22 protein-coding genes are annotated in these 26,590 nt (G+C 66.9%); 7 read left to right on the top strand and 15 right to left on the bottom strand.

Going from position 1 to position 26,590, the window contains the following annotated elements; all coding sequences use genetic code 11:
* Position 1 precedes the first annotated feature (1 nt).
* The 8 genes from ACIBK2_RS34090 to ACIBK2_RS34055 are packed head-to-tail and all read right to left on the bottom strand — an operon-like array spanning position 2 to position 10,512.
* Positions 2-790 (bottom strand): ABC transporter ATP-binding protein, encoded by a 789-nt coding sequence (locus ACIBK2_RS34090; protein ID WP_396973388.1) that lies wholly within the window; start codon positions 788-790, stop codon positions 2-4.
* Positions 787-1,833: a FecCD family ABC transporter permease gene (locus ACIBK2_RS34085; RefSeq protein ID WP_396973386.1), complete on the bottom strand. Its 1,047-nt coding sequence runs from the start codon at positions 1,831-1,833 to the stop codon at positions 787-789. The genes ACIBK2_RS34090 and ACIBK2_RS34085 overlap by 4 nt, the downstream gene beginning before the upstream one ends.
* Positions 1,830-2,879 carry an ABC transporter substrate-binding protein gene (locus ACIBK2_RS34080; protein WP_396973384.1) on the bottom strand — a complete coding sequence of 350 codons (1,050 nt, stop codon included), beginning with the start codon at positions 2,877-2,879 and terminating at the stop codon, positions 1,830-1,832. Before ACIBK2_RS34080 ends, ACIBK2_RS34085 begins: the two co-directional genes overlap by 4 nt.
* Positions 2,873-7,372: an amino acid adenylation domain-containing protein gene (locus ACIBK2_RS34075; RefSeq protein ID WP_396973382.1), complete on the bottom strand. Its 4,500-nt coding sequence runs from the start codon at positions 7,370-7,372 to the stop codon at positions 2,873-2,875. The genes ACIBK2_RS34080 and ACIBK2_RS34075 overlap by 7 nt, the downstream gene beginning before the upstream one ends.
* Positions 7,339-7,575 (bottom strand): phosphopantetheine-binding protein, encoded by a 237-nt coding sequence (locus ACIBK2_RS34070; RefSeq protein WP_396973380.1) that lies wholly within the window; start codon positions 7,573-7,575, stop codon positions 7,339-7,341. Before ACIBK2_RS34070 ends, ACIBK2_RS34075 begins: the two co-directional genes overlap by 34 nt.
* Before the next feature lie 5 nt (positions 7,576-7,580).
* Positions 7,581-9,119, bottom strand: a complete 1,539-nt coding sequence (locus tag ACIBK2_RS34065) for a long-chain-fatty-acid--CoA ligase (protein WP_396973378.1) — start codon at positions 9,117-9,119, stop codon at positions 7,581-7,583.
* Positions 9,116-9,655, bottom strand: a complete 540-nt coding sequence (locus ACIBK2_RS34060; protein WP_396973376.1) for an FcoT family thioesterase — start codon at positions 9,653-9,655, stop codon at positions 9,116-9,118. The genes ACIBK2_RS34065 and ACIBK2_RS34060 overlap by 4 nt, the downstream gene beginning before the upstream one ends.
* Positions 9,652-10,512 carry a TauD/TfdA dioxygenase family protein gene (locus tag ACIBK2_RS34055; RefSeq protein WP_396973374.1) on the bottom strand — a complete coding sequence of 287 codons (861 nt, stop codon included), beginning with the start codon at positions 10,510-10,512 and terminating at the stop codon, positions 9,652-9,654. Before ACIBK2_RS34055 ends, ACIBK2_RS34060 begins: the two co-directional genes overlap by 4 nt.
* 313 nt (positions 10,513-10,825) lie before the next feature.
* Here ACIBK2_RS34055 and ACIBK2_RS34050 point away from each other — a divergent pair, with 313 nt between their 5' ends.
* Both ACIBK2_RS34050 and ACIBK2_RS34045 read left to right on the top strand, forming a co-directional pair.
* Positions 10,826-11,503: a hypothetical protein gene (locus tag ACIBK2_RS34050; protein ID WP_396973372.1), complete on the top strand. Its 678-nt coding sequence runs from the start codon at positions 10,826-10,828 to the stop codon at positions 11,501-11,503.
* 90 nt (positions 11,504-11,593) lie between these two features.
* Positions 11,594-12,025, top strand: a complete 432-nt coding sequence (locus ACIBK2_RS34045) for an STAS domain-containing protein (RefSeq protein WP_396973370.1) — start codon at positions 11,594-11,596, stop codon at positions 12,023-12,025.
* Here ACIBK2_RS34045 and ACIBK2_RS34040 read toward each other — a convergent pair.
* Positions 12,022-13,035 carry a DoxX family protein gene (locus ACIBK2_RS34040; RefSeq protein WP_396973368.1) on the bottom strand — a complete coding sequence of 338 codons (1,014 nt, stop codon included), beginning with the start codon at positions 13,033-13,035 and terminating at the stop codon, positions 12,022-12,024. The two genes, ACIBK2_RS34045 and ACIBK2_RS34040, sit on opposite strands and share 4 nt — an antisense overlap.
* 203 nt (positions 13,036-13,238) lie before the next feature.
* On the opposite strand from ACIBK2_RS34040, the gene ACIBK2_RS34035 reads away from it, so the two are divergent.
* The gene (locus ACIBK2_RS34035) at positions 13,239-13,523 is read left to right on the top strand and encodes a hypothetical protein (protein WP_396973366.1); all 285 of its coding nucleotides are present in this window, start codon (positions 13,239-13,241) and stop codon (positions 13,521-13,523) included.
* 9 nt (positions 13,524-13,532) lie between these two features.
* Here the strand turns inward: ACIBK2_RS34035 and ACIBK2_RS34030 are convergent, their stop codons facing one another.
* The 5 genes from ACIBK2_RS34030 to ACIBK2_RS34010 all read right to left on the bottom strand — a co-directional run bounded on the left by ACIBK2_RS34030 (position 13,533) and on the right by ACIBK2_RS34010 (position 19,727).
* The gene (locus ACIBK2_RS34030) at positions 13,533-14,390 is read right to left on the bottom strand and encodes an alpha/beta fold hydrolase (RefSeq protein WP_396973364.1); all 858 of its coding nucleotides are present in this window, start codon (positions 14,388-14,390) and stop codon (positions 13,533-13,535) included.
* A 111-nt stretch (positions 14,391-14,501) separates the two neighbouring features.
* Entirely contained in the window at positions 14,502-16,151 is a 1,650-nt protein-coding gene (locus tag ACIBK2_RS34025; protein WP_396973362.1) for a class I adenylate-forming enzyme family protein, read from the bottom strand.
* 18 nt (positions 16,152-16,169) lie between these two features.
* Positions 16,170-17,210: an NAD(P)-dependent alcohol dehydrogenase gene (locus tag ACIBK2_RS34020; protein WP_396973602.1), complete on the bottom strand. Its 1,041-nt coding sequence runs from the start codon at positions 17,208-17,210 to the stop codon at positions 16,170-16,172.
* Positions 17,210-18,355, bottom strand: coding sequence for a serine hydrolase domain-containing protein (locus ACIBK2_RS34015; protein ID WP_396973360.1), 1,146 nt, complete (start codon positions 18,353-18,355; stop codon positions 17,210-17,212). The genes ACIBK2_RS34020 and ACIBK2_RS34015 overlap by 1 nt, the downstream gene beginning before the upstream one ends.
* A gap of 4 nt (positions 18,356-18,359) precedes the next feature.
* Entirely contained in the window at positions 18,360-19,727 is a 1,368-nt protein-coding gene (locus ACIBK2_RS34010) for a flavin-containing monooxygenase (protein ID WP_396973358.1), read from the bottom strand.
* 239 nt (positions 19,728-19,966) lie between these two features.
* Here ACIBK2_RS34010 and ACIBK2_RS34005 point away from each other — a divergent pair, with 239 nt between their 5' ends.
* Positions 19,967-20,596, top strand: a complete 630-nt coding sequence (locus ACIBK2_RS34005; RefSeq protein WP_396973356.1) for a TetR/AcrR family transcriptional regulator — start codon at positions 19,967-19,969, stop codon at positions 20,594-20,596.
* Between the two features lie 150 nt (positions 20,597-20,746).
* Entirely contained in the window at positions 20,747-21,526 is a 780-nt protein-coding gene (locus ACIBK2_RS34000; RefSeq protein ID WP_357380535.1) for a DUF6319 family protein, read from the top strand.
* Positions 21,527-21,530: 4 nt separating this feature from the next.
* Here ACIBK2_RS34000 and ACIBK2_RS33995 read toward each other — a convergent pair whose 3' ends face one another.
* Positions 21,531-23,108: a diguanylate cyclase domain-containing protein gene (locus ACIBK2_RS33995; protein WP_396973353.1), complete on the bottom strand. Its 1,578-nt coding sequence runs from the start codon at positions 23,106-23,108 to the stop codon at positions 21,531-21,533.
* Positions 23,109-23,505: 397 nt separating this feature from the next.
* Here ACIBK2_RS33995 and galK point away from each other — a divergent pair, with 397 nt between their 5' ends.
* A complete protein-coding gene (gene galK, locus ACIBK2_RS33990) occupies positions 23,506-24,639 on the top strand; it encodes a galactokinase (protein WP_396973351.1) in 1,134 nt (377 codons plus the stop codon).
* A gap of 218 nt (positions 24,640-24,857) precedes the next feature.
* A complete protein-coding gene (locus ACIBK2_RS33985) occupies positions 24,858-26,585 on the top strand; it encodes a sodium:solute symporter family protein (protein WP_396973600.1) in 1,728 nt (575 codons plus the stop codon).
* The last annotated feature ends 5 nt before the right edge of the window (positions 26,586-26,590 follow it).

Raw genomic sequence — 26,590 nt, 5'->3', positions numbered from 1 at the left:
GTCAGGCCTCCGCTAAAGGGTTTGCAGCGTAATGCAATCGGATGACGCCGTCGTCGTGGCGGGTCGCGGTGGCATGCACGCCGAACACCTTTCGGAGTAGTTCGGGCGTCATCACCTCGAGTACCTCGCCCGCCGCGACGACGCTGCCGTGGTCGAGGACCACCAGTCGGTCGCAGCAGCGCACGGCGAGGTCGAGTTCGTGCAGTACCGCGAGGGTGGTGATGCCGGTCGTGCGGATCAGGTCGAGTAGTTCGAAGCGGGCTCGGACGTCGAGGTGGTTGGTCAGTTCGTCGAGCACGAGCAGGCGCGGCTGTTGGGCGAGTGCCCTTGCGAGCAGGACACGTTGGCGTTCGCCGCCGGACAGGGAGCCGATGGTGCGGTCGGCGTAGGCGGTGCTGCCGGTTCGTGCCATGGCGTCGTCGACGGCCTGATGGTCGGTCGACGTGTCCCGGCTGAACAGACCGTGGTGCGGATTGCGGCCGAGGCCGACCACCTCGGCGACCGTGAGTTCCGGTGAGCCGGAACCGTTCTGGAGGACAGCTGCGGTTTCGCGGGCTGCGGCGCGGATCGACATTCCGGCGATGTCGGCACCATCGATCGCGACGATGCCCGCGGTGGGCTGTAGTGACCGGTAGATAGTGCGCAGCAAGGTGGTCTTGCCGCTGCCGTTGGGGCCGACGATGCCGACGACCGTGCCCGGCGGTGCGTGCAGGGTCACCTGGTCGAGGACTTGCGCGTCGCCGAAAGTGACACTTACTCCGGCAATGGATAATTCGGCCGAGGACGTCATGCCAGTCCACCGTTTCGGCGCAGCAACCAGAGGAAGAACGGCGCGCCGAACGCGGCGGTGAAGATGCCGAGCGGCAATTCGTTCGGCGCGTCGATGGTGCGCGAAAGCAGGTCCACCGCAACCAGATACACGGCACCGATCAGCGCGGACAGCGGTAGCACCCGCCGATGGTCCAGGCCGAAGGCGAGGCGGACGAGGTGTGGAATCATCAAGCCGACGAAGCCGATTCCGCCCGCCACCGCGATCAGCACGCCGGTCAGCAGCGAGGCGAGCACCAGCAGAATGATCCGGAGCGCGCGCACGTCGACGCCGAGCGCGGTGGCCTGCTCATCCCCGGTGCCGAGGACATTGAGCCGACGCCCGAAGGCGAGGACCACGGCGACGGTCACCAGCACCACGACGGTGACGGTGCCGAGCCGATCCCAGCTCGCCCCGGCGACGCTGCCCATGGTCCAGAACATCACCGTCCGTAGCTCATTCGGGGTGGCGCGCAACTGCACGTAGTTCGTCGCAGCGAGGAGGAGGTAGCCCACCGCGACACCCGCCAGCACCAAGCGGGTCGGCACCAAGGTGCCGCGTTGCTGCCCGAGCAGGAACACCACCGCGATGGTCGCGATCGCGCCGCAGAAGGCCGCGGCGGTCACCCCGATGCCGCCGAGTACGCCACCGGCGGTGACGATCACGGTCACCGCGCCGAGCGAGGCGCCGGACGACAGCCCGAGCACGTACGGGTCGGCCAGCGGATTGTTCACCAGCGCTTGCAGAATCACGCCTGCCACGGCGAGGCCGCAGCCGCACAGCGCGGCCAGGATCACCCGGGGCAGTCGGTAGTTCCAGACGATCTGGTCGACGGTGAAGCCGACATCCGGTGTCTTCCCGGACAAATGAGCCAGGATCACCCGGCCGGTGTCGGCAACGGACACGGTGACCGAGCCCGCCGCGATCGACAGCAGCATCACGGCGAGCAGGACCGTCGCCGACACGGCGAGCGCGATCGGCAGCGGCGTCGCGGCCAGCGGTGGGCGGGTGGTGCTGCGGGTCATCGGAACTGCTCGGGGTGCACCAGTTTCGCGATGCGCTGCACGGCCACGTCGTTGCTCGGGCCGAGGTAGATCGAATCCGACAGCACCGCATAGTTATTGGTCTTCGTGGCGCTCCATTGCGGGAACTGCTCGAGGATCCGCTTGGCGGCGGCGTCGATGTCGGGGCTGCGGTAGTTGACCACGATGAGCCCGTCGATCGGTGTCACCGCGAGCTGCTCCTTGCTGATCGTGACGAAGGTGGTGCCGTCGTCCCGGTTGAACGGGTTCACCCCGCCCGCCTCGCCGATGACGTCGTTCCAGATGCCGCCCGCCGCGATCGCGGAGAAGTCCGACGAGTCGCCCATGCCCATGCCCGGGAAGACCAGCAGCACATTCTTCTTCGGTTGCCCGGCGACTCGGCCCGCGGTCTCGGCGATGGCATGTTGTGCGTCGGCGATGAGCCGCTCGGCTCGGCCGGGCACGTCGAAGATGGTGCCGAGATCGCGCAGCAGGGCGTAGCTTTCCTCGATCGTCGGTGTGCCGGTGACGGCACCGGTGACGCTGCAGTTCGCCCGGGGCACATAGGTATTGGCGCCTGCCGCGGCCAGTTCCTCGCGGGTCGCGAAACCCTGATCGGCGGCGAAACCGCCACCGCCGGTGGAGATCACCAGGTCGGGGTGCTGGTTCAGCATCGCCTCGCGGGGGATGTCCTGCAGCGCGTTCGGCGTGAACTTACCGGTCGGCAGGGCATCGATCGCGGCGGCGCGGTCAGGTACGTCGGAGGTACCGTAGGACTGTGCGTTGGCCACCACGCGGTCGGCGACGCCGAGCGCGATGAGCGAGGACACCTCGCCGACCGAGCCGCCGTTCATCACGACGACGCGTTTCGGTGCTTCGGTGAACGTGTAGGTCTTGCCGCAATTCTCCAGGGACACCGGGTATTTGGTGACACCCTCGGTGGCCGACGACGGTTTGTTGTCCGTCGCGTCGGTCACCGAGGTCGTGCAGCCGGTGACGGCGAGGGTGCTTGCCGCGAGCGTCAGTAGCAGCGCGCGTTTGATCAGCATGGGAGCCTCTTCGATCGGTGCGCCAGGACCGGGACGGCCGGTGGCGCAGGGAGGAATCGGGTTTCGATCAGGTAGTCGATCCCGGCGGCGAGTGCCTTGGCGGAATCCGGTTGGGGGAGAGATAAATCGGTGAGGTTGTCGCGTCCGTAGGTGACGGTGCCGCCAGGTGGTGCCAGGTGCGCGGTGTGCGCGCGAGCAATGGTCAACGAGTGGTCGTCCTGGGCTGACGCTCGATCCGCCATGGAGGTCAACCTCGCCTGCCAGATCGAGGACGGGATGGCCGCGATCGGGTAGCCGCGATCACGCAGTGCGTCGACGATGGTGGCGAATGCCAGCGGGGGTCGGCTGGTCAGATGGAAGGTCCGGGCCGTCGGGCGGTGCGTGACGAGGTGCGCGATGGTGGCGGCGACCCAATCCACCGGCACCATGTCGATGGTGCCCGCGTCGTAGATCGCGTCCGGGACGGCCTCGAGGACGACCATCGCGCGGATCAGGCTCCAGAACGCGTCATCCGGGCCGGAGGCGCCGGTCAGTGAGTGACCGCCGATGCGACCGGGGCGGTACACCGTTACCGGTACGCCGCGGTCGGCCGCCGCGTACACCAGGCCCTCCGCTACCCACTTGCTGGCGACGTAGCCGTTGTGCGGCAACGAGGTCACGGCCACCCGCCGGTCTTCGGTGAGGATCGACGGGTTGCCGTCGACGGCGAAGGCGGTGTCGACGGAGGACACGAAATGCACCGGCTTCGGCGTGCCGGTGGTCGCGAGACGCAAAATACGTTCGGTGCCTTCGACATTCGCCGGGCGCAGCCGGGAGTACGGCTCGAAGTGATGCACCCGAGCGCCGTTGTGCACGATGGCATCGACGGTGTCGGCCAACTCCTGATAGCGCGCGGGTGACAGACCGAGCCGGGGCAGGGCGAGATCGCCCGCGATCGCGGTGATGCGGCCGTCCGTCGGCGTGCTGTCGAGACCATAACGGGCAAAGGCGGATTGGATGCGATGCAGCGCTGCGGGATCGTCGTCCGCGCGCACCAGGCAGTACACGTGCAGCTCGGTGTGTTCGAGCAGGGCCGCCAGTAGGAACGCGCCGAGAAATCCGGTGGCACCGGTGAGCAGCATCGTCTGCGGCATCGCGGGTGGTTCGGCCGTCGCGCGGATGGTGACATCGAGCTGCGTGTCCGCTTCGAGATCGGCCGCCGTCCAAGTCAACTCGTCACTGTCGCGACCGGATTCGAGGTGTTCGGCGAGCCCGGCGACGGTGGGTGTGTCGAACATGGCGCGCAGATCCCACCGCACGCCGAAGGCTTCCCTGACGCCGTTCAGCACTCGCGCCGCGCGCAGCGAATGCCCACCGCGTGCGAAGAAGTCGTCATCGATGCCGACCGACTCGACCTCGAGTGCCTCGGCGAATAGCCGGGCCAGCGCACGCTCGGTGGGAGTACGCGGGGGCCGCTCGGTGAACTCGGCATCCGGGGGCGCGGGCAGCGCCGCGCGGTCCAGCTTCCCGTTCGTGGTGTGCGGCAGACGATCCAGCACGACGTACACCGATGGGACCATGTAGTCGGGCAGCCGTCCGGCCATGTGTACACGCAGGGACTGCGTCTCGGGTTCGCCCGCGTCGGGTGTCGGTACTACATAGGCGACAAGCACCTCGGCATGAACGCGCACCGCGGCCGCGTCGACCTGCGCATGTGTGGCAAGGGCCGCCTCTACTTCGCCGACCTCGATCCGATACCCGCGCAACGACATCTGACTGTCGCCACGGCCCAGGTATTCGAGGTGACCGTCCTGATGCCACCGCACCAGATCGCCGGTGCGGTAGAGGCGGCTGCCGTTCGGATCGAACGGATCGGCGACGAAGCGCGCCGCGGTCGCGGCCGATTGGCCGAGATACCGCTGACCAACCGGCATTCCGCCGACATACAGTTCGCCGACTACTCCCGGCGGCACCGGACGCAAGCTTCGATCCAATACGTAGCAGCGGCCGTTGGTGACGGGAACCCCGATTGATGGCTGGGCATGCACGTCGAGGCTGGTCCAGGTGGCGTCGACGGTGCATTCCGTTGGGCCGTACAGGTTGTAGACCGCGAGACCCGGCTCGGCCCGCAGCGTGGTCCACAGCGCTGGGTCGGCCGCCTCACCGCCGAGCGCGACCACTGTCGGACGATGTGCCCCCGTGAGGAGTCCGGCAGTCAGCAGCTCGCGCGCGAAAGTCGATGTGACATCGAGGAAGTCGATGCGCTGGTCTTGGATGTAGCGCACCAGACGATCAGGATCACGCCGTAATTCGTCATCGATGAAGTGCAACTCATGTCCCGCGAGCAGCCAGAGCAACCCTTCCCACGCGGTATCGAATGTCATCGATGCGGTCAGCGCCGCCCGCATCCGCCGCCCACCCCGTGCGGACACCGCGGGCTCGATCAGATGCTCACGATGGTGGTGGTACAGATTCACCACCGAGCAATGCGAAATGACCACGGCCTTGGGAGTTCCGGTGGTGCCCGAGGTGTGAATGACCCACGCCGGATGTTCGGGGTGCAGCCGGACCGGAGGATGTGCGCGCAGGGGCGCGGCGGCGCTCGCTGGGGCAATCGTGTCTGGTGCCGATCGAACCGCACTCCTCGGGTTCGGGACCTTGCCGTCCGGCGGCGCATCTCCGCTCGTAGCCGGTGTCGTTGTGGTGAAAGGCAATTCGTCGAGATCGATAACAGCGTCGTGCAGTGCGTCGGGTATCAGCACGGCCAGCGCGGTCGTGGTGATGACGGCGGCGAGTTCTGTCCCATCAGGGGTGTCCATCAAACCGTCGAGGAGTAGCGCCAATCGTGGTGCCGGCTGTCCAGGATCCAGCGGCACATACGTTGCACCACAGGCGAGTACGGCGAACAGCGCGGCGATCGCGTCGCTCGTACGCGGAAGCAATACTGCTACCGCGTCACCGCTGCGAGTACCTGCGGCCGTCAGCGCGGCACTCATTTCTCGCGTGCGTGCAGCCAGTTCGGCATACGTGAGAGCGCACGGCACGTCATCGGTTCCGGTGGCAACGAGCGCGGTAGCCGTCGAGGTGCGGGCGACCTGAGCAGCAAACAGGTCGTGCACACTGCTGTCGGGCCTTGGACGATCCACGCCACGGCTGTTGGCGTGCAACCACTCTCGTTCCCCGGTCAGGAACAGATCGGCTGCGTCGAGCCGCTGCTCCGGCTGCTCCAGGACGCGGCGGAGGAACGCCGTGAAACGGTGCAGATGGGTGGCCAACTCGGCTGCCGTATACGCGCCCGGGTGACCGTCGAGGTAGAGCGTTGGGCCGGTGCCGTCGATCCGGTCGTAGAGGTTGAAGACCAGGTCATCGATCATGCCCGCGGTGACGTTGTGCACCGCACTGGTGCAATCACCGAAGCTCAGGTCGTAGTCGAACAGCATGATGTTGACCGACGGCCCGTACATACTGCGATCGCTGCCGACCAAGCCCAGGTCACGGCGCACCTGCTCGCTGCGGTACCGCTGATGGCGTCGGCTGCGGACCAGGTGCCGCGCGACCCGGCCGGTGAGCTCCGTCAGCGTCGGATCGTCGGTGAAGTCGGCCCATAGGGCGACACCGTTGAGCGTCATGCACGGCACGCGCAGCGCCGGGGTGCCGGTACGCAGCATGACCGGCAGGGCGAGACACACCTCGTCGGCTCCGGTCATCCGGTGCACGTACGCGGCGATCGCGGCGGTGAGCACATCGGTCCAGTTGGCGCGGGCGGCCTCCGCGACGCCACGCAGCAGTGTGACCGTCTCGGAATCCAGCGACGTGAACTCCCGAAGTGTCTGCCCTGCAACCGATGTGGGGCGTGGCCCGGCCCCGGACAAAGTGACGGGCGCGGGCCGATCGCGGAGATAGTCGAGCCAGAACGTGCGGTCGCGCTCGATGTCCGCGGAATCGGCGTACGCGACATCCGCCGCGAGCACGGCGTCCCACGAACCGAATGCATAAGGCGGCGGTGCGGTTCCGGTCACGCTCGCCGTGTACAGCTCGGCAACACGTCGCGCGATCAGCGCCATGCCATAGCCGTCGAGCAGAATGTGATGCACCCGGTGGTACCAGAGCGTCCGCCTTGCATCGAGCCGGAACACGATGTGCGCGAACAGGATGTCGCTGGTCAGTTCGACCGGCTGCGAAACGTCCCGATCCATCAGATCCAGCGCGGCGCGCAGCGGATCCGGTTCGCCCGAAACATCCACCACGCGGACTTCCCAGACGGGCGCCTGCACAACCTGCTGCGGACCGTCCTCGATGAACCGAATGTGCAGCGCCGCAGCCTCATCGACCGCCGCGCGAATCGCGTTCACCAGCACGTCCACCGCCACCGCCCCCGAGATGTCCACGTACTCGGCGATATTGAAGACCGCCGAGGCCGGATCTAGCTGTTGACCGAGCCAGACGCCCAGCTGCGCGGAGGTCAGCGGCCGCCCCGACGTCACGGCGCGGACCGCGGCGCGAGCAACGGCCACCAGGCGGCCAGCGTCGGATTCTCGGCCAGATCCACGAAAGCCGGTGCCGCGCCGCGCGACTTCCAGCGTTCGATCAAACCGATCAATCGCACCGAGTCCAGTCCCGCGGCGAAAAGATCGTCGGTGTCGGCCAATTCGTGCGGTTCCAGATACAGCACATCGGCGATGTCCGCCCGCACGGTGTCATAGGTGAGTGGTTCCATCGCGCTCAGTTGACCTGTCTGTCCCGGTCGGCCCAGAACCGGTCGCGCAGCTGCCAGCGCAGGATCTTGCCGCTCGGATTGCGTGGAATGCGTTCGACGAACTCGAAGCGCACCGGAATCTTGAACCAGGCCAGGTGCTCCCGGCAGAACGTCATCAGCTCGCGCACCCGCACCTGCTCACCGGGCCTGCACGCGACGAACGCGTGCACCGATTCGCCGAGCGCGTCGTCCGGCACGCCGATCACCGCCGAATCCGCTACGGCCGGATGGCGGGCGAGCGCGTTCTCGATCTCGGCGGGATAGATGTTCTCGCCGCCGACAATGATCATGTCCTTCAACCGGTCTCGGATGTAGAGGTAACCGTCGGCATCGACGTATCCGGCGTCACCGGTGTGGATCCAGCCGTCGATCAGGGTTTCCGCCGTCGCCTCCGGCAGATTCCAGTAGCCGAGCATGGCGGCCGGCGAGTGCAGGCAGATTTCACCCACCTCGCCGGGCTGTCGCGGCGTGCCGGACGCGTCGATGATCCGCACGGACACACCGGGATACGGTCGACCTGCCGCAGCCAACCGGTGATTGCCCGGCACGTGTTCCTTGGGCGGCAGGCAGATCGCGGTGTTCCCGGTTTCGGTCAGCCCATAGATCTGCGCGAACTCGGCACCGAAGAGGTCCAAGGCTTCTCGTAGCAGCGTCTCCGAAATGGGTGATCCGCCATAGACGACCTTGCGCACCGAGCCGACCGCCTCCGGCGTCACGCGCGGCTCGCCGAGGATCAGCCGCAGCATCGACGGGACGACGCACATGGTGGTGATCCGGGCTTCCTCGATGATGGCCACCGCGGTGCTGCTGTCGAACTGTGGCATCGCCACATTGGTGATCCCGGCCGCGAAACCCTGCATGGCCCACCAGATTCCACCTACGTGAAAGCCGGGGATACCGATCAGATTGCGGTCGCCGTCGCGGAACTCGAGCCAATCCAGCCCGGCCTCGTCGAGCGCGTCCGCGATGGCGAAGAAGCTGCGCTGAGCCAGCACAACACCTTTGGGTAGCCCGGTGGTCCCGCTGGTGTAGAGCTGGATCACCGCGTCGTCGCGACCCGACGGGCACTCGACGAGATCCGGGTCGGCGACACCGGTCAGCCATTCGGCGAACTCGGCACCATCCATCAGGACCGACCGCACATCCGGTGCGGCAGACCGGGCGACGTCGGCGGTATCGGCGTCGACCAGCACGAGCGCGCTACCGGAATCACGAATGATGTGCTCGACTTCCGGCGCGGTCAGCCGGAAATTGATGGGCACCAGCACCGCGCCGAGCCGCGCGCAGGCGAAGAAAAGACCGTAGTAGTAGACGGATTCCTTGCCCAGGTAGGCCACTCGGTCGCCCTTGGCGATCCCGGCGGCACGCAGCGCACGGGCGAGCCGGATGCTGTCCGCGCGCAGCCGCGCGTAGTCGAGCCCCACTCCGGCGCAGGCGATAGCGAGGGTGTCCGGACGATTCCGTGCATGCTTGGCCAGCATCGACGTCACAGTGGGGGCACTCATCGGACCGCTCCCAGCGGACGCGCCGCGGAAACGATGGCCAAGCGGACGGTGCCCGCGCACTGCCCGCCGTTGTCGTCCCAGAATCGGAACGACGTGTCCAGCGACGTGAACGGCGCACCGTCGACCGTGCTCGTTCGTTCCTGGCTGCCGCCGAGGGCGAACTCACCGTAGAACCGTCGCGGATCGATCGGCCGTCGGTATTCACTGTCGAGCCGGGTGATCAGGATGTCGGGTAGCTGGCGTCGCCAGTAGTCGTCCATGGTCCAGTCACCGAACAGCGGGCCGACGCGATGCCGCACCAGCACCGCGATGGTCTGATACAGCATCTGGTTGTAGCAGATGTTCACCTCGACCGAATTGAGGTGACCGGTCGCGTCGATGTAGCAAGACTCGGAAATCTCGAATGTGCCAGTGGCGCTGGCCTGTTCGCCCAGCGCCTCGACCGTCAGCTCGCGCAGATAGCGACAGTGCGGCTTGTAGCAGCCCAGCACCTCCGACAGCAGCAACGGATCGTTCGGGAACACCTCGCCGGTCATGCCGGGATGCCCTCGTCGTCGTACACGGTGACCCGGTGCGACACCGCGGGCTCACAGGTGGAGTTGTGCAGCGCCCGGTGCACCAGGCTGCGGTTGTCCCAGATGAGCAGATCGCCCCGATCGAAGGTCTGCAGGCGGATCGCCGGATGCTCGAAGGTGTCGTCGAGCTGCCCTGTGGCAGAAAGCAATTCGTGCAGCAGATCGGGCCGGTCGGTGCCGTCGGCCGCGGTGATGGATTCGGTGAGACCCTCGCTGACGTACACGACCGGCTCCCCGGTGTGTGGGTGCGCGTGGACGGTCGGCAGCGTCACCGGCGGCGTCTTGCGGTCGATTTCGGCGAGTACCTCCGAGATGGGCCGGTAGACATCGCTCGGCCGGATCTTGAAGTAGCGGCGGACACTGTGCGTCGCCACCGTATCGGCCACGGATTCCCGCAACTCGGGGCTGAGCTGCTGGTAGGCGCGGGCGAGGTCGATAAAATAGGTGCCCCGGCTGTGCGTCGGCACCACCTGGGTGTGGGTGAAGGTCAGGTCGAACGGGCGCGCCATGAACTGGTAGTCCGAGTGCCAGAACTTCCCGGTCTTGGGCACGCCGACCCGCTGCTTGCCGGTGTCGACATTGGACGACACGAACACCTCCGGCATGTCCGGGTGGTGATAGATCGGCTCGTAGTACCGGACCGGCTCGCCGAAACCGCTTGCCAGCGCCACGAATTGGCGCGGATCGAGCTCGATGCCCTTGATCACCGCGATCCGCTCGCGGTACACGGCGCGCTTGACCGCATGGACGTCATCGCGCGATGTGGGGTCGAAGTCCTCGACCACCACACCGAAATCTCCCAGCGGGCTGATCCGCATGGCTGTTCGCTGCATAACCAGGTAGTCGGCCCACTACGCCCTGTAGTTCCCGGCAATTTCGGGCGATTTGTCCGTACCGTTGCAGTCGCTGTGAGCTGGGCGACACTTGGCGAGCGCTGGTTGCACGGCACGCCGACGTAGGGCTAGCGTCCTTCCGCGGTACCGAGTACCGCTCCGCACGGCGACCCGACCAGTCTCGGCTGATTCGCCAATATTACTTCTCCGCAACAACTTTCGTACTCAGCAGTGCGCCATGAGCGTACCTGAGACCGCGCGCCCGGCTCATGCCGAGGCGAGAAGATGAGGGATTCCCATGGGCAGAACAACATTCGTGACAGTGGCCGCGTGCACGGTTGCCGCACTGGTCGGTTCGGCGGGCACGTCACATGCCGACCCGGCGGCACCCGAAATGCACTACACCGCAAGCATGGTCGACAAGTCCGTGGTGCTGACCACCGACGCGGGCACGCTGACCACCGGCGACGGGCAGTTCCTGGTCAACGATCGCACCGGCCGCGTGCTCGTCTCGATGCCGCTCAGCTATCAACGCGACAACAAAGTGTGGCCGATCACAGCGAAGATCGACGGCAACACCGCCACCCTGACGCCGAGTACCGATCCGACCGCCGCCCACCCCGCCCCGGCCGAGCTGCGCGACATCGCCATCGACCCGCAATCCACCGACTTCAACGCCGCCGTGATGAACTTCGCGACGGTCGCCGGCCTCGGCGTCGCGCTCGGCACCCTGATCGGTACGGCGATCGGCGCGGGCATCGGCTGCGCCGCGGGTGGCGCGCTGGTCGGCGCGGCGGCGGCGGTCCCGACGATCGGTGTCCTCGCCGTCCCCGGCTTCCTCGGCGGCTGCCTGGTGACCGGCGCCGCCGCGGCCCCGATCGGCGCGATCATCGGCACCATCGCCCTCGGCGTTCCCGCCGCGGTCATCGGTGGCCTGCTGTTCGCCGGTGCGCTGGGCAAGCAGGCGGCGAGCTGAGCGAAATCCGGTCGCTGTACAGACCTGACCTGCCATGCTTCACTTGGTAGACAGGTCTGTTCCGGGCGGGGCAGGCCGAGGAGTCGGCATATGTCCCTCAACGACGACGAGCGGTTCGCTGCCCCACCTCCGAACCGGTCGGCACTGGAAGTCACTGACGTTCTTCGTTTTTCGGTGTGCTGTCCGCGCCGCAATATCGCCATGATGCTGGTGGACGGCGAGATCGATCTGCGTACCGCGCCGAGCTTCCGTGATCAGCTCTGCCGGGTGTTCGGTGCCGGGCCGGTCATGATCGTGCTCGACCTGTCGCCGGTCACCTTCCTGGCCGCCGCCGGGCTCCGGGTGCTCGTCGATGCCCAGACGCAGGCCGAAAAGAGCAGGCGGCGAATGGTTTTGATCACCGAGGCACGCTGTGTCGATCGCGCGCTGGAGGTGACCGGCTTGGCGCCCAGCTTCCATCGGGTGCGGTCGCTGGACGCCGCGCTGGCCGACGCCGCTGTCGGATACGAAGAAACGGCCTAGCGGCGGCGCGCTTTATCGGCGAACCGGCCACCGCGCTTGCGGGCGGTGTCGGCGAGTTCGGGACCACGCTCACGTGCGGTGTCCGCCAATTCGGCACTGCGTTCCTTGGCGACCTCCGCGAACTCGGCGCCGCGCTCCTTGGCGAGTTCGGCCCATTCGGCGCCACGGTGCTTGGCTACATCGGCGAGTTCCGCGCCGCGCTCCCTGGCCAATTCGGCCAGTTCCGCGCCGCGTTCGCGCGCGAGCTCGGCCCACTTCGGGCCACGCTCGCGTGCGAGTTCGGCCCATTCGGCACCGCGGTGCTTGGCCACATCGGCGAGTTCCGCGCCGCGCTCCTTGGCCACATCGGCCAGCGGGGCCGCGTGTTCCTTTGCGGCAGCGGCCCATTCGGGGCTGTGCTGCTGCACGGTCTCGGCGAGCTCGGAACCCTTGGCGGCCGCGGCGCTGCCGAAACTACCTGCCGCCGAGGCGACTTCGTGCGCGCGACGCTTCAGCAGCTCACCGGTCGCGCTATCCGAAGAACCGGTGAACGGCAGCGCTGCGGTGACCGTCGCGGCGGCATCGCGGGCGGCCCGCTTGCCGCGCCAGCCCAGCGACGGCTTGCCCTCGGTGTCGGCCGCGGCGATCATCAGCCCGCCGAGCAGCCCGAGATCCTTGAGGAACGCGTTGCGCTTGCTCGCCTTCTGTGCCGGGTCCGGTTCGTTCCAGAAGTCCTGCTCGGTGACCGTGGCCGGGATGACGGTCGCGGCCAAGACCAGCGCGGCCAGGCGTGGCGCCTTGCCGAGGGCCAGCAGCACACCACCAGCTACCTGGGCGCCCGCATTGATCCGTACGGCAGTCCCTGGATCGCTCGGTAACTTCGCGGCGTATTCCTCGGGCAACTGACGCTGGCCTCGCTGCACCAGCTCGGTCGCCGCCTTGACGCGTGTTTCCGGGTGCCGCAACGTATCGACACCCTCCACGACAAAGACAGTGGCCAAAAGCGGGCGGGCAAGTCGGCGTAACAACATGACGGATCCCTTTCCTCGACGGCTCTATTCGACCGGGTTCCCGGAAGGTCTCGCATCAAACCCGGTGGACGGGGAGTAACGGGCGTATCGGACGTCGAATCTACACCGAGTAACGGCAAATATTTGGCGAACGATCAGCATGGTGTGGATCCGAGGAGATCCGCCCGACATGGTCCGCCATGCCCCGCCGGAAGGTACCGCCGATGAACTTCATCACCGCCCCAACGACTTTCGCGGCAATCGTCGCCCCGCTCCCGGTCGCGCCCGGCTGCACCTTCCGCTTCGATACCGTCCCGTGCCGACATCGGGCCGAATGGTTCATCCGTAAGCGGCCCTGCTGCCACGCCGAGGGTGTCGACTTCATGTGCGACACGTGTCACACCCGTATCCACTGGCTGCTCACCATGGGCATCGAATTCGAGTGCGCCGGTTGCGGTGTGCGTTCCGACAGTTTTACCGCGCTCTACCCGACCGCAGCGCCGCTCTGAGCAGAGCGATCAGGAACCGCCGACGGCCTTCGGGACCGTGGCCCGGCTCGTCGTCGCCAGGAAATCGGTGATGATCGCGGTGACCTTGTCCGGGTCCTCCATCATGGGCAGGTGGCCGCAGTCCGGCAGCTCGACGGCAGTCTGGACGTGCAGTCCGCGATTGAGGCGGGCACCGGCCTTGGCCGAGAGGATCCGGTTCTGCTTGCCCCAGATCGTGCAGATCGGCGGGAAGTCCGGCGGTGGGTCGAACCGGTCGAGGGCGGCGTAGCTGGGGAAGTCCTGGACGAGCTCGTGCAGGGCGTGCAGGCGGCCGCGATCGGACCAGTGCGCGCGCAGGCGGGGCGAGTGCTGCAGCTGCTGGCGCTTGCCGCGGGCACCGAGCTGGTTGGCGACGATCAGCGAGATGGCGCGGCCGGGCAGTGCGAGCCTGCGGGCCAGCGGTCCGAGTGGCAGCCGTGCGTCCGCCCAGGCCATTGCCGCGGACTGGCCGGAACTGACGGTGTCCCAGGTCAACGGGTTGATCAAGACCAGGGCCCGGACCCGGTCCGGGTGTCCCATCGTGTAGCTCAGCGAGGTGGCGCTGCCGAGACAGTTGCCGACCAGCACCACGTCGGTGAGCCGGTGGGTGTCCAGGAAGGCGTCGAGCATGCGCACGTAGTCGGCGAGGCGGTAGCCGTCTGCCGGCTGGTCGGATTGACCGTAACCGGGCAGGTCGAGGGCGAATACCTGATGGTCGCGCCGCAGCGCCGCCACCTGGTCGTCCCAGATATGGCGTTGGGTGCCCGCGTTGTGCAGGAACACCACCGGCGCGCCGCTACCGGCGCGATCGAAGGCCACAGCCCTGCCCTGATGCTCGAAAATGTCCACATTGACTCCTTGCGAGCGGCCGGGTGCGCAACGTCACCCGATCCGACCCAATTTTACGATGTTGTCAAGCGGTGAGCTGGGACTTCGCCGATTCCTGTCCCTTCGGTCCGGTTACACCTCGATGCCGGTGCGCGCGACCTTGCCGGTGGCGTTTCGCGGTAGCGCCGTGGTGGTGAGTCGCCAACGTGCGGGCACCTTGTAATAGGCGATCCGCTCTGCGGTGAAGGCTTGAAGCTCCTCTTCCGTTGTCGCCGAGGCGCTTTCGACGACAACCAAGGCGGCGACCTGTTGGCCGAGATCGGGGTGCGGTATGCCGATGACCGCGCATTCGCGGACCGCGGGATGCTCCTCCAGGCACTGTTCGATCTCGGTGGGGTAGACGTTCTCGCCGCCGCGCAGGATGAGATCCGAACGCCGACCGGACAATCGGAGCCTGCCCTCGGTCAGCACGCCGATATCGCCGGTGCACAGCCAACGGTCCTCGGTGATCGCCGCCGCGGTCGCCGCCGCGTCGTCCCAATAGCCGAGCATCACGTACACACTGCGCACGCAGATCTCGCCTTCGGTGCCATCCGGAACGGCGTTGCCCGCGCTGTCGCGGACCTGCACGGCGGCCCCGATCACGGGGCGGCCCACCGTATCCGGGAACGCGGCGAGCTCGGCGGGACTGGCCAGGGTGGCCGCGGTGCTGCACTCGGTGAGCCCGTAGCTGGTCACCAGCGCGGTCTTGGCCACCGGAAGTTGTTCGCGCAGTTGATGTTGCAGCGCCGCCGAGGACGGTGCCGAGTTCAGCGAGAAGGAGGCCAGCGAGGACAGGTCGTACCCGGACAGATCCTGCTCCAGCAGTCGGGTCGCCATGGTCGGCATCGCGCCCCAGTTGGTGATGCGTTCGCGTTCGATCAGGCGCAGCACCCGATCCGCGTCATAAGAGCCCTGGTAGATCACCGCGGTATCGCCGGTCACCAGCCGCGGCACCACCAGGTTGTGCAGGCTGGCGATGTGGAACAGCGGTGAGGTGAGCAGAAACCGTCGGCCGCTCGGCGGTTCGGTGGCACCAGCGAACTCGGCACCCAGCGTGTCGTTGAACTGGTGATAGCCGATGACCGCCAGCACGTTTCGCTGCGAATGCACCGCGCCCTTAGGTCGTCCGCTGGTGCCGCTGGTGTACAGGACGACCGCTGGGTCGTCCTCGTCCACTTCGGTCAACGGGAGTGTGCCGCTGTCGAATTCGGCGATCAGCGCGGGCAAATCGTGTTCCATGGTCAGCACCGGCACGCGAATATCCAGCTCCGCCACCAGTGCCGCGCGTTTCGCATCGACGACCAGTACGGCGGGCTTGGTGTGCTCGACACCGTAGGCAATTTCACGCGCCGTCCACCATGCGTTGTAGCCCACCGCGATCGCGCCGAGGCACTGCGCGGCCCAGAACGTCATCACCCATTCCGCAGTGTTCGCGGCCAGAATACCGATCCGATCGCCCTTTTCGACGCCGTACCGGTCGCGCAGCGCCCTGGCCAGCGCCCCGACCGCGTCCGCGTGCTCGGTGAACGACAGTCGACGCTCCTCGGTGACGAGATAATCGCGCTCACCCCAGCTGACCGACGCGGCCAGCAGATCACCGAGCGATTTCCCCCGGTGTCGCATTACCGGCACCGGCGCGCCGAGCACCTCCTCGACCACCATCTCGAAGCGTCCACCGGGACCGGTCAGCCGGGCCACCGCCGCGGCGGCGAACGCCTGCGGATCGAAAGGCTTTGTCATCTACCGCCACTCTCTCATCTACGGAACCAGTACCGCGCGGCCGGTGACCAGGCCGCGTTCCAGCCGGTCGAGCGCGTCGCGGCCTGCGGCCAGGTCGTAGCGCTCGACCTCGACCCTGAGCTTGCCCGAGTGGGCCAGGGCGACGGACTCGATCAAGTCGGATTTGGTGCCGCCGTACGACTTTCGGACGGAGGCTCCCCACGGCCAACCCTGTCCGGTCGCGGGGCTCGCCGTGATCTCCGGTGCGCCGCCGCCGAGGCCGATCATCCGGTAGGCGCCGTTGGGCGCCACCGATGCCACGGCGAGCGCTGCGGTCTGGTCGACGCCGACGAAGTCGAAGACCGCGTCGGCCCCGCGACCGTCGGTGCGGTCGAGAATGTCGCGCGCGGTATCGGCACCGGCGAGCAGGCCTTCGGCCGCGCCGCAGCGCACCGCCAAGTCGAGCTTGTCCGCGCCGACGTCTACGGCGATCACCCGGGCCGCGCTGGTCGCGGCGAGAATCTGCACCGCGACATGTCCGAGCCCGCCGATGCCGATCACCACCGCGACCGAGCCGGGCCGAAGGTGTTCGCGGGCACCACGAATCGCGTGATAGCTGGACAATGCCGCGTCCGCGATCGGGGCCGCCTGCACGAAATCGAGGTCACCGATCGGCACGAAAGAGCGTGCCGGAATACGGATGTACTCGGCCATGCCGCCGTCCGGCCCGAGCCCAGGACACGGTGGCATCGCGGTGCGGCCCGCCGCAAGGCAGACATTCTCGTTGCCGCGCACGCACTCCCGGCACACGCCGCACGACCAGCACAGGTAGACGATGCCGCGTTCGCCCGCGGTGCGGCCGTCGACCTCGCTGCCGACCGCCTCGATGGTGCCCGCGACCTCGTGTCCGAGGGTCAGTGGCTCCTCGCGCATGCGGAACGGAATGTGCAGCACATGCAGATCGGAATGGCAGATCCCGGCCGCGCCGACCCGGAGTAGCAGGTCGGTGGGGCCGATCGCGGGGATCGGTACCTTGCGCAGTTCCAGCACGCCCGGCTCGGTCAGCTGCAGCGCCCGCATCATGGGCGGACTCCGACGGCAGTGAAGACCGAGCGCAGGTAGGCGTCGGCGCGCGGGGACCCGATCAGTCCCGGCGCCATCTTGTTCATGGTGTAGGCGAAGGTGATTCGATGATCCAGGTCGTTGACGACGATGGCGCCGCCGAGCCCGGCCCACCAGCAGACCCGGCCGTCGGGCACCTGCGGCGCGGTCTGTGGCTGGGGGAGTCCGTACCCGATGCCGAAGCGCAGCGGCACCAGCAGCGCCACATCGACGCCGTCCGACTGTTGTTCGAAGATCAGGTCGATCGTCTTCTCCGACAACATCCTTCGCCCGTCCAGCACGCCGCCACCGGAGACCAGCGACTGGATCCGCGCCACCGAACGGGCATTGCCGTGGCCGTTCACCGCGCCGATCTCGGCCTGCCGCCATGCGGCGCTGTTGGCCTCCTGGAGATCGAGCAGTGGACTGGTGAGCGTCTTGACCAGAATGCTCGTCTGGTCGAGCGAGGCCATATCGAACTGCAGCATCGGCGGCGGCACCAGCGGCGCGATCCGGTGGTGATGTTCGGGGCCGGTGCCGATATGGAAGTCCGCGCCCAGCGGACCGGCGAGTTCCTCGGCGAAGAACTGCCCGAGGCCGCGGCCGGTGATGCGGCGAATCACCTCGCCGACCAGATGCCCGTAATTCAGCGCGTGATAGCCCGACGCGGTGCCCGGCTCCCACCATGGCGGCTGGGCCGCCAGCCGGGCGCTGGCCGCCTCGGTGTCGTAGATATCGGCAAGCTCGATCGGTCGCTCCCAGCCGGAGACGCCGGAGGTGTGGCCGAGCAGGTGCCGAATCTCGATGTCGCCCTTGCCATTCGCCGCGAACTCCGGCCAGTAGTTGGCGACCCGCCGCCGCACGTCCAACTCGCCGCGATCGACCAGCAGCAGTGCGGACAGCGCGGTCATCGTCTTGCTGACCGAGAAGACGTTGACCAGAGTGTCCCCGGTCCACGGCACGGTGCGCTCGATATCGCGGTACCCGCCCCAGAGGTCGACGACGGGTTCGCCGTCGACCGTCACGCAGATGGCCGCGCCGAGCTCTTCACCCGAGGCGAGCTGATTCGCCAATTCGTCTCGTACACCGGCGAATTGGTCGGTACAGAAGCCGGAAATCGTCATCGTCTCACGCGTTCTCGAGCACCCTGGCGGGCACGGGTAGCGCGTAGCCGTTCGCGGCGGCGCGCTTTGCCCCCCTCGCCATTTCCTTGTTCATATCGCGCACATACGGCTCGAACTCGATCTGGATGGTGTGCCGCGGCGAGTTGTAGTAGCGCCCACTCCTGCGCTCCTCGGCCGCGCGGATCGCCTCGTGCATCTCCGGCTCCGACGGCGGCAGGTACTTGCCGGTCAGGTAGGCGGCGACCAACTTGCTCTGCTGCTCGGCGAAATTCACCAGCGTCGGCAGCGGTTGCGCCAGGCCGAGGAAGAACAGGTTGTCCACGCCCGGCTTCATCATCTGCTTGAACAGCGGGATCCGGTTCTGCTCGTCCGGCACCAGGTTCGGGTCCGAGAAGAACGGGAAGCTGATGTGATAGCCGGTGGCACAGACGATCACGTCCACCTCCTCGGTGCTGCCGTCGGCAAAGCGAACGCGCGGGCCTGCCAACGCGGTGATGGCCGGTTTGAACGCGATATCGCCGCAGCCCGCGCGGTGCAGGAATTCCTCGCTGGCCGACGGATGCGCCTCGAACGGCCGGTGATCGGGCTTGGGCAGCCCGTAGAACTCCATGTCGCCGCGGAACTTGCGGACGAAGCGCTGCTTGAGTTTCATGCTGATCTTGCGCGGAATCCACGCGGGCACACTTTGTTTGTCGCCGACGGTGCCGTGCACGTATTTCGGCAACACCCAGACACCGCGCCGGGCGGAGACGGTGAGCTTTTCCGCGACGAATCGCTGTGACAATTCCGAGGCGATGTCCAGCCCGGAATTGCCCATGCCGACCACGACGATCTTCTTGCCGCGCATATCGACCGGGTCGAACGGGTCGTTGTAGGCGTGACTGTGGATCAGCACGCCGTCGAATTCGCCGGGATAGTCGGGCGTGCGCGGATCCCAGTGGTGACCGTTGCAGACGATCAATACGTCGTAATCGCGGGTGCGACCGTCGCTAGCGGTGACCAGCCAGCGACCGTCCGCCTGCCGTTCGGCCGCAGTGACTTTGGTGTTGAACAGGATCTTGTCCCGGAAGCCGAAATGGTCGACGTAATCCTTGAAGTACTGGAACAGCTGCGAGTGGTGCGGGAAATCCGGCCAGCCTTCGGGTGCCGGATAGTCCTCGAAGGCCAGTCGGAACTTGCTGGTATCGATATGCAGCGACTGGTAGCACGCCGACATGCCGTTGGGATTCTTGAAGTACCAGTTGCCGCCGACCTCGTCGGACGCTTCGAACAGGTCGAACGGAATATCGAAGTCCCGCAGCCGTTTTGCGGTGGTGATCCCGGAGGGGCCCGCGCCGATGATGCAGACCTTGGGCAGAGTGGGTTGGGTCAATTCGCTTGTCCTCGTGCTGGGAGGGCCGGTCACCTGCCTGCGGTGGCGCGCCCGGCGCCGAAACCGTCCGTAGCCGTTGGGCTTCCGGAGTGACGTAGGCAACAACGTAACACTCGCTAGACATCGTGTCTAGTGAATGACGTATTGTCTAGTGAAGGCGGTGCGCAGTGCGGGCACCAGTAGACTTGCTCACCGAAAGTCGCACGTCAGCAGAACTTTCGACCGACAAGAGGTAGCCGTTGCGTACGAACCCGAATCCGGCGGGCAACAGCCTGCGGGACGAGCAGAAGCAGCAGACCAGGACCAGGCTGATGGCCGGTGCCAAGGAGCTGTTCAGCACGCGTGGCTACGCGGCGGTGCGGGTCGACGACATCGCCGCCGCCGTCGGCTGCAGTCGGGCCACCTTCTATCTGCACTTCACCAGCAAGCTCGAGGTGCTGCGCGCGATCGCCGAGCAGAGCACCGCCCCCAGCGCACTGCACTTCTACGAGGACCTGGATCGCGTGCTGGACACCGGCTCCCGAGCCGAGCTCGTCGCCTGGATGACCCGGGCCATCGAGTGGTTCCACGAATACCGCGACCTGCTGCCCGCCTGGGACGAGGCCACCGCGCTCGAGCCGGAGTTCCGCGAGATCGCCCGCAACGGGATCATCGCGCTGCCCAACGCGATGACCTCCTACCTCGCCCGCTGGCCCGCCGACCGCGTCGACGAGGCGCGGCTGCGGGTGGAACTGCTTGTCGCCCAACTCGAACGCTTCTTCACCCGCTGGGCGGTGCAGGGCACCATCAATGTCTCTGCCGAACGGGCCGCCGAGGTGCTCACCGATATCTGGTTCCCGGCGCTGCAGGCACCGGTCGAACAAGGCTGATTCACGCGCTCCACCGGGCGTAGCTCGATATTCGCTGGCCGCGCGGGAATCGTGTTCTGGGACTCGATTTCGAAGCGGAGTGTAAATCTGTCGGTGCGGTGCGGCATCATCTGTGCACGCAGCCATCCACGAATATTGCTCGGAGTCACCATGCCGTCGCCTAAAACCAAGCCCAAGCCATTGTCGGACAGCGAGATTCAGCGGATCGCCACGGATATCGCCGGCGGCCGCCCGCCCATGGTGTGGTTCACCGCTGCCGCGGTGGGCGTGCCGGAAGGTCGGTCGGGAAAGGTGATCTCCCTCGGCGATCCGGCCGATGGGGACTTCCTGCAGGTCCGGCCCACCGGATCGAAGGATGTACTGTCCTTTTCTCCGACAGAAGTGACGTTGACCAAGCCGCCACGAGGGGCGGCGACCGTTTCCACTGCCCAGCCGAAGTCGACAACCAGGAAGGAATCACCCGTGACCCAGCCGTCGACCTTGACGAGCACTGCGACACCAACCACCCCCAGTTCTGTCACGCCGCCACCGGTCGTCCCGAAACCCGTTGCGAGCACCCCGGAATCGGACGAACAAGACAGCGGCGCGAGCAAGCCCGCGGCCAAGCCGAGCCCCGCGGGCACCGCGGCCAAGGCGGCCAAGGCCCCCGCTCGACCGAAGGCGAAGACGCCCGAGGTCACCGTCACGTTGACCGGCACCGCCGACGGCGAATGGTCCGTCGACGTGGTCAGCGGCAAGAAGCGCGCCGTGCGTGGTCTCGCGGTGCCCAGCTCCGCCGTGGCGCAGGCCGCGAAGATTCTGCACCCCGAGGTGGCCGAAGTGGTGGCGGGCATTCTCGACGCGGCCAGGGAAGCCCAGGAGGCCAAGGTGCAGCAGCTGCAGGCCGAGCTGGAGGCGGCCCGCCGACTGCTCGACGAGCTGGTCGACTAGTAGTTCAGACCGCGGTGCTGGTGGATCTGGTGCCCGCGCGCCAGATCCGCCGCCCGGACTCGTTCGCGGTGTGCCGCGCCGGGTCGTTCGCCATGTGCCGCACGGAGTCGGGCGCGTGCCGCGCGTCGTCGTGGAACGCGTAGCCGAGCGAGTATTCCTTCGCGTGGTACATGGCCGAATCGGCGTCCCGGATCAGGTCATAGACGGTGGATTCGGTGCTGCGCGGGCCGCCGCAGGCTATCCCGATGCTCGCGGTGATCGGGATCTCGCCCGCGCTCAGCTCGAACGGCCGGACGAACGCGCCGAGCAGCCGTTCGGCCAGCGTCGCGGCCTCCTGCCGGTCCAGCGGGGACAGCACCACGAATTCGTCGCCGCCGTACCGCGCGACCACGTCATCGCGCAGCACCACCCGCCGAATTCGGGAGGCGGCGTTCGCGATCAGCTCGTCGCCGACTGCGTGGCCGTAGCTGTCGTTGACCATCTTGAAGCCGTCCAGGTCGATGAACAGCAGGCACACCGGTCGCTCGGCCCAGCGCTCGTTGTTGAGATTCAGCGTGCGGAGCAGGGCCGATCGGTTCAACAGTCCGCTGAGCATGTCGTGGTCGGCCTGATACTGCGCCCGCCGCTCGCTGCGCGAACTGCGCACGATGGCGCGCTCACTGCGCACCAGCACCCCGATGAGCAGCAGCGCGAACAACGACGAGACCACCACCCGATCGAGTGTGCCGAGCGATGAGCCGACCACCGGTACCAGCGACGCGACGATCAACACGACCGCGATGAAGCTGGCGCGCTGGCGCGAGTGGTGTGGATGGATCCGCCGCGGCGCACCGAGTCCGGTCATGGTCGGGTGCAGCGCCGCAATACCGACGATCGCGTAGGTCGCGAGCAAGGGCGCCATCAGCATCGGGCGGCCGATCGACACGGCGCCCGCCTTTTGCAGGCTGTGGCCGAGATCGCCGACCAGCACGATGATCAAACCGACGTGCAGCAGCCGCAGCGAGGATTCCTGGCGGGTCGAGGTGGCCATCGAATGCGCGACCAGCGTCAACAGCAACGCGTCCAGGACCGGGTAGATGGCTGCCACCATGGTGTTCATGGTGGTGCCGTTGGCACGCAGGATCGGTGAGATCAAGAACGTCCACGAGGCGAGCAGTGCGCCGAGTCCGATCAAGCCGGAGTCGAGCAACAGGTCGTAGTTCGAGCGGACCTGGCGCGGCCGCAACCAGATCAGCGCGGCGAGGCCGACCGTCGCATAGGCGAGCAGCGTGCAGATGTCATCGACCGGGTGCAACCCGTGGTCGGACGTATTGCGCAGCGCCGCGCCGGCCGCCGAAAACACGGCCGAGGCGGACAGCAGATACCAGGGCAGCGGGCGCGTCGGCCGATACGCCCACAGGCCGACGCCGATCATGGCCAGCGTGCCCGCGAGCACCGCGGCCATCGTGAACAGCGACAAAATTTGGGAATTGGCCGTCACGTGAATCGCGATCACGGCCGCGCTTCCCCCCGGAAGCAGTGCGTACCACCATGTTCGGAATCGATATCGCTGGTCTTTCGGCTGGTCTTCGCTGACTGTCATCAGCCCCCCTTGGTCGCTCCATCCCTGTGAACCAAGCCGCGTAGCAGACGGGTGAATCCTCCACTACGACCTCGACGTTCGCCTACTTCCCGGGCACCGCGCGCATGCTCTCGGCGAACGATACCGAGTGTTGTGGTCCGAGCAAATGTCCCAACCGAGCGCAGCGCGGTCGGCGACCAGAACCTGGACAACTGATTCGATCATGGCATGAAATGCGGGACTGTGTCGTGCACTTGGCACAACAAAGGCTGAAACCGACGCAATAGCGCGGGCGCTACCTCGGGTGATCTTGAAATAGGGCGTGAATCGCGCACCTTCGACTGCGGAAAGCGTTGTTCCCGCGGGGTGTCTCGTAACGTGTGGCAAGGCAAGTGGACATGACAGACATGGAGGGCACGTGCGGACGTGGGTAGCGCCGGGGCGGGTCAACATCATCGGTGAGCACACCGACTACAACGACGGCTTCGTATTGCCCATCGCGCTGCCGCTGGTGGTCGAATGCGCGGCGCGGGTGCGCACGGACGCGATGGTGCGGGTGGTCTCGCGGCAGCGGCCGGACGAGACGGTTCTCGTCGCGGTGGCCGAGCTCGCGGCCGAGCGTGCACGAGTGCCGGGGTGGTCACGTTATCCGCTCGGTGTGGTCGCCGAATTCGTGCGGCGCGGCCACCCGATCGACGGGGTGGACCTCGAACTGGACGGCGCGGTGCCGATCGGCGCGGGGTTGTCGTCCTCGGCGGCGCTGTCCTGCGCGGTGGCCATCGCGCTGCGAGATCTGTTCGCGCCCAGCGTCACCGATCGGGAACTGATCGAACTCGCCCGCGCCGCGGAGAACGATTATGTCGGCGCGCCGACCGGTTTGCTGGATCAGTCCGCGTCGATCCTGTGCACGGCGGGGCACGCGCTGTTCCTCGACATCCGGCGCTTTGTCGAAAACGGCCGAGCCGATACGACGAATACTGTTGCGCACGAACAGATTCCATTCGACCTCGCGCGATTCGGGCTGGAGCTGTTGGTGATCGACACCGGCCAGCCGCACGAGCACGTCGACGGCGGTTACGCCGAGCGCCGCGCCCAATGTGAGGCTGCCGCCGCAGAACTCGGCGTGCCCGCGCTGCGCGACATCGATGCCGTGGCCGCGCTCGACCGGATCGCCGACGAAGTGTTGCGCCGCCGTGCGCGACATGTGGTCACCGAGAACGCCAGAGTGTTGACAGTTGCCGAAGAATTGCGCAGCGGTGCCGATCCGCGCACGATCGGGCCGGTCCTCACCCAGGGACACGCCTCCCTGCGTGACGATTTCGAAGTGTCGACGCCCGCGCTCGACGCCGCCGTCGACGCGGCGCTCGCGGCCGGGGCGCACGGCGCGCGGATGGTCGGCGGCGGATTCGGCGGCAGCGTCATCGCGCTCGTCGATCGCGTCGACACCGACGCCGTGGTGGCCGCCGTGCGGAATCGGTTCGCCGACGCGGGCTTTGCCGAGCCGCGCACCTTCGTCGTCGGCCCGGCGGCAGGCGCGCACCGCAGCGAGTGAGCGAACGTCCAGGTTTTGTCCCCGATTGTGGCCCGCGAGTGAGGCACAATCACGCAGAGTAGGTGTCGGCCGACACCCATTCGGCCGGCGACGAGTGAGTCGCGCGCCATGCAGTAAGACCCCGTAGACGCACGATCTCGTACCCGCAAGATCTCGCTCGACGCCTGTTTCACGCCAGGAGGGACGCTGTGCCGCTTGCCGATTCACCTGTTCTGACGCTGCTAGCCGCCGATCCGCGGTCGGCCTCGACCTATTTAAACGCTTCATCGACCCTGCGGCTGGACGCGGCTCCCGTCGACTTCGCCCTGGTCGCCCTGTATTTCGTGTTCGTGCTCGGCATCGGCCTGCTGGCCAGACAGCGCGTCTCGTCCAGCATCGACTTCTTCCTGTCCGGGCGTTCGCTGCCCGCCTGGGTCACCGGTCTCGCGTTCATCTCCGCGAACCTCGGCGCCGTCGAGATCATGGGCATGTCGGCCAACGGCGCCCAGTACGGCTTCCCGACCTTCCACTACTTCTGGATCGGCGCCATCCCGGCCATGCTGTTCCTCGGCGTGGTGATGATGCCGTTCTACTACGGCTCCAAGGTGCGTTCGGTACCCGAGTTCATGCGCAGGCGCTTCGGCACCGGCGCGCACCTGGTGAACGCGCTCAGCTTCGCGATCGCCCAGGTACTGATCGCGGGCGTCAACCTGTATCTGCTCGGCAGCATCCTGAACGTGCTGCTCGGCTGGCCGCTGTGGTTGTCGGTGGTCATCGCGGCGGTGATCGTGCTCTCCTACATCACCCTCGGCGGGCTGTCGGCCGCGATCTACAACGAGGTGCTGCAGTTCTTCGTCATCGTGGCCGCGCTGCTGCCGCTCACCCTGGTCGGCCTGCACAAGGTCGGCGGCTGGGACGGGTTGCGGGACAAGGTGACCGCGTCACCGGGCGGCGCGACGCAACTGGAATCCTGGCCGGGTAACGAGCTGAGCGGATTCAGCAACAACATCCTCTCGGTGATCGGCATCGTGTTCGGGCTCGGCTTCGTGCTCTCGTTCGGCTACTGGACCACCAACTTCGTCGAGGTGCAGCGCGCGCTGGCCACCCACTCCATCTCGGCGGCGCGGCGCACCCCGATCCTCGGCGCCTATCCGAAGATGTTCATCCCGCTGATCGTGGTGATTCCCGGCATGATCAGCGCGGTGCTGGTGCCGCAGATGAGCGAGTACAAGGCGGCGAAGGTCGCGAATCCGGACTTCACCAGCGACACCACCTACAACCAGGCGTTGTTGTATCTGATGAAGGAGGTGCTGCCGAACGGCCTGCTCGGCGTCGGCATCGCCGGTCTGCTTGCCGCGTTCATGGCGGGCATGGCGGCCAACATCTCGGCGTTCAACACGGTCTTCAGCTACGACCTGTGGCAGCAGTACGTGCGCAAGGACCGCCCGGACGGGTACTACCTGACCATCGGCAGGCTGGCCACCGTCGGCGCGACCGTGGTGGCGATCTTCACCGCGTTCATCGCGTCGAGCTTCAGCAACATGATGGACTATCTGCAGACCCTGTTCAGCTTCTTCAACGCACCGCTGTTCGCGACATTCATCCTCGGCATGTTCTGGAAACGGATGACGCCGACCGCGGGCTGGATGGGTCTGGTCTGCGGAACCGGTTCCGCCGTGGTGGTTTTCATCCTGCATCAGACCAAGGTGTTCCACCTGTCCGGTCAGGGTTCGAGTTTCTTGGCGGCCGGCGTCGCGTTCGTGGTGGACATCGTGGTGAGCGTGCTCGTCACCCAGGTGACCAAGCCGAAACCCGTGGCCGAACTCGTCGGCCTGGTCTATTCGGAAACCCCGAAGGAGGCCCGCACCGATCCGGACCAGGACTCGCTGCCCTGGTATCAGCGCCCGGTGCTGCTCGCGGGCATCGCGCTGGTCCTCGTTATCGCCCTCAACATCCTCGTCGGATAAGGAGC

Source organism: Nocardia sp. NPDC050175 (assembly GCF_044459885.1).
GTDB lineage: Bacteria > Actinomycetota > Actinomycetes > Mycobacteriales > Mycobacteriaceae > Nocardia.
Note: the sequence above shows the minus strand (reverse complement) of the source record. Positions and strands in the feature narration are given on the sequence as shown.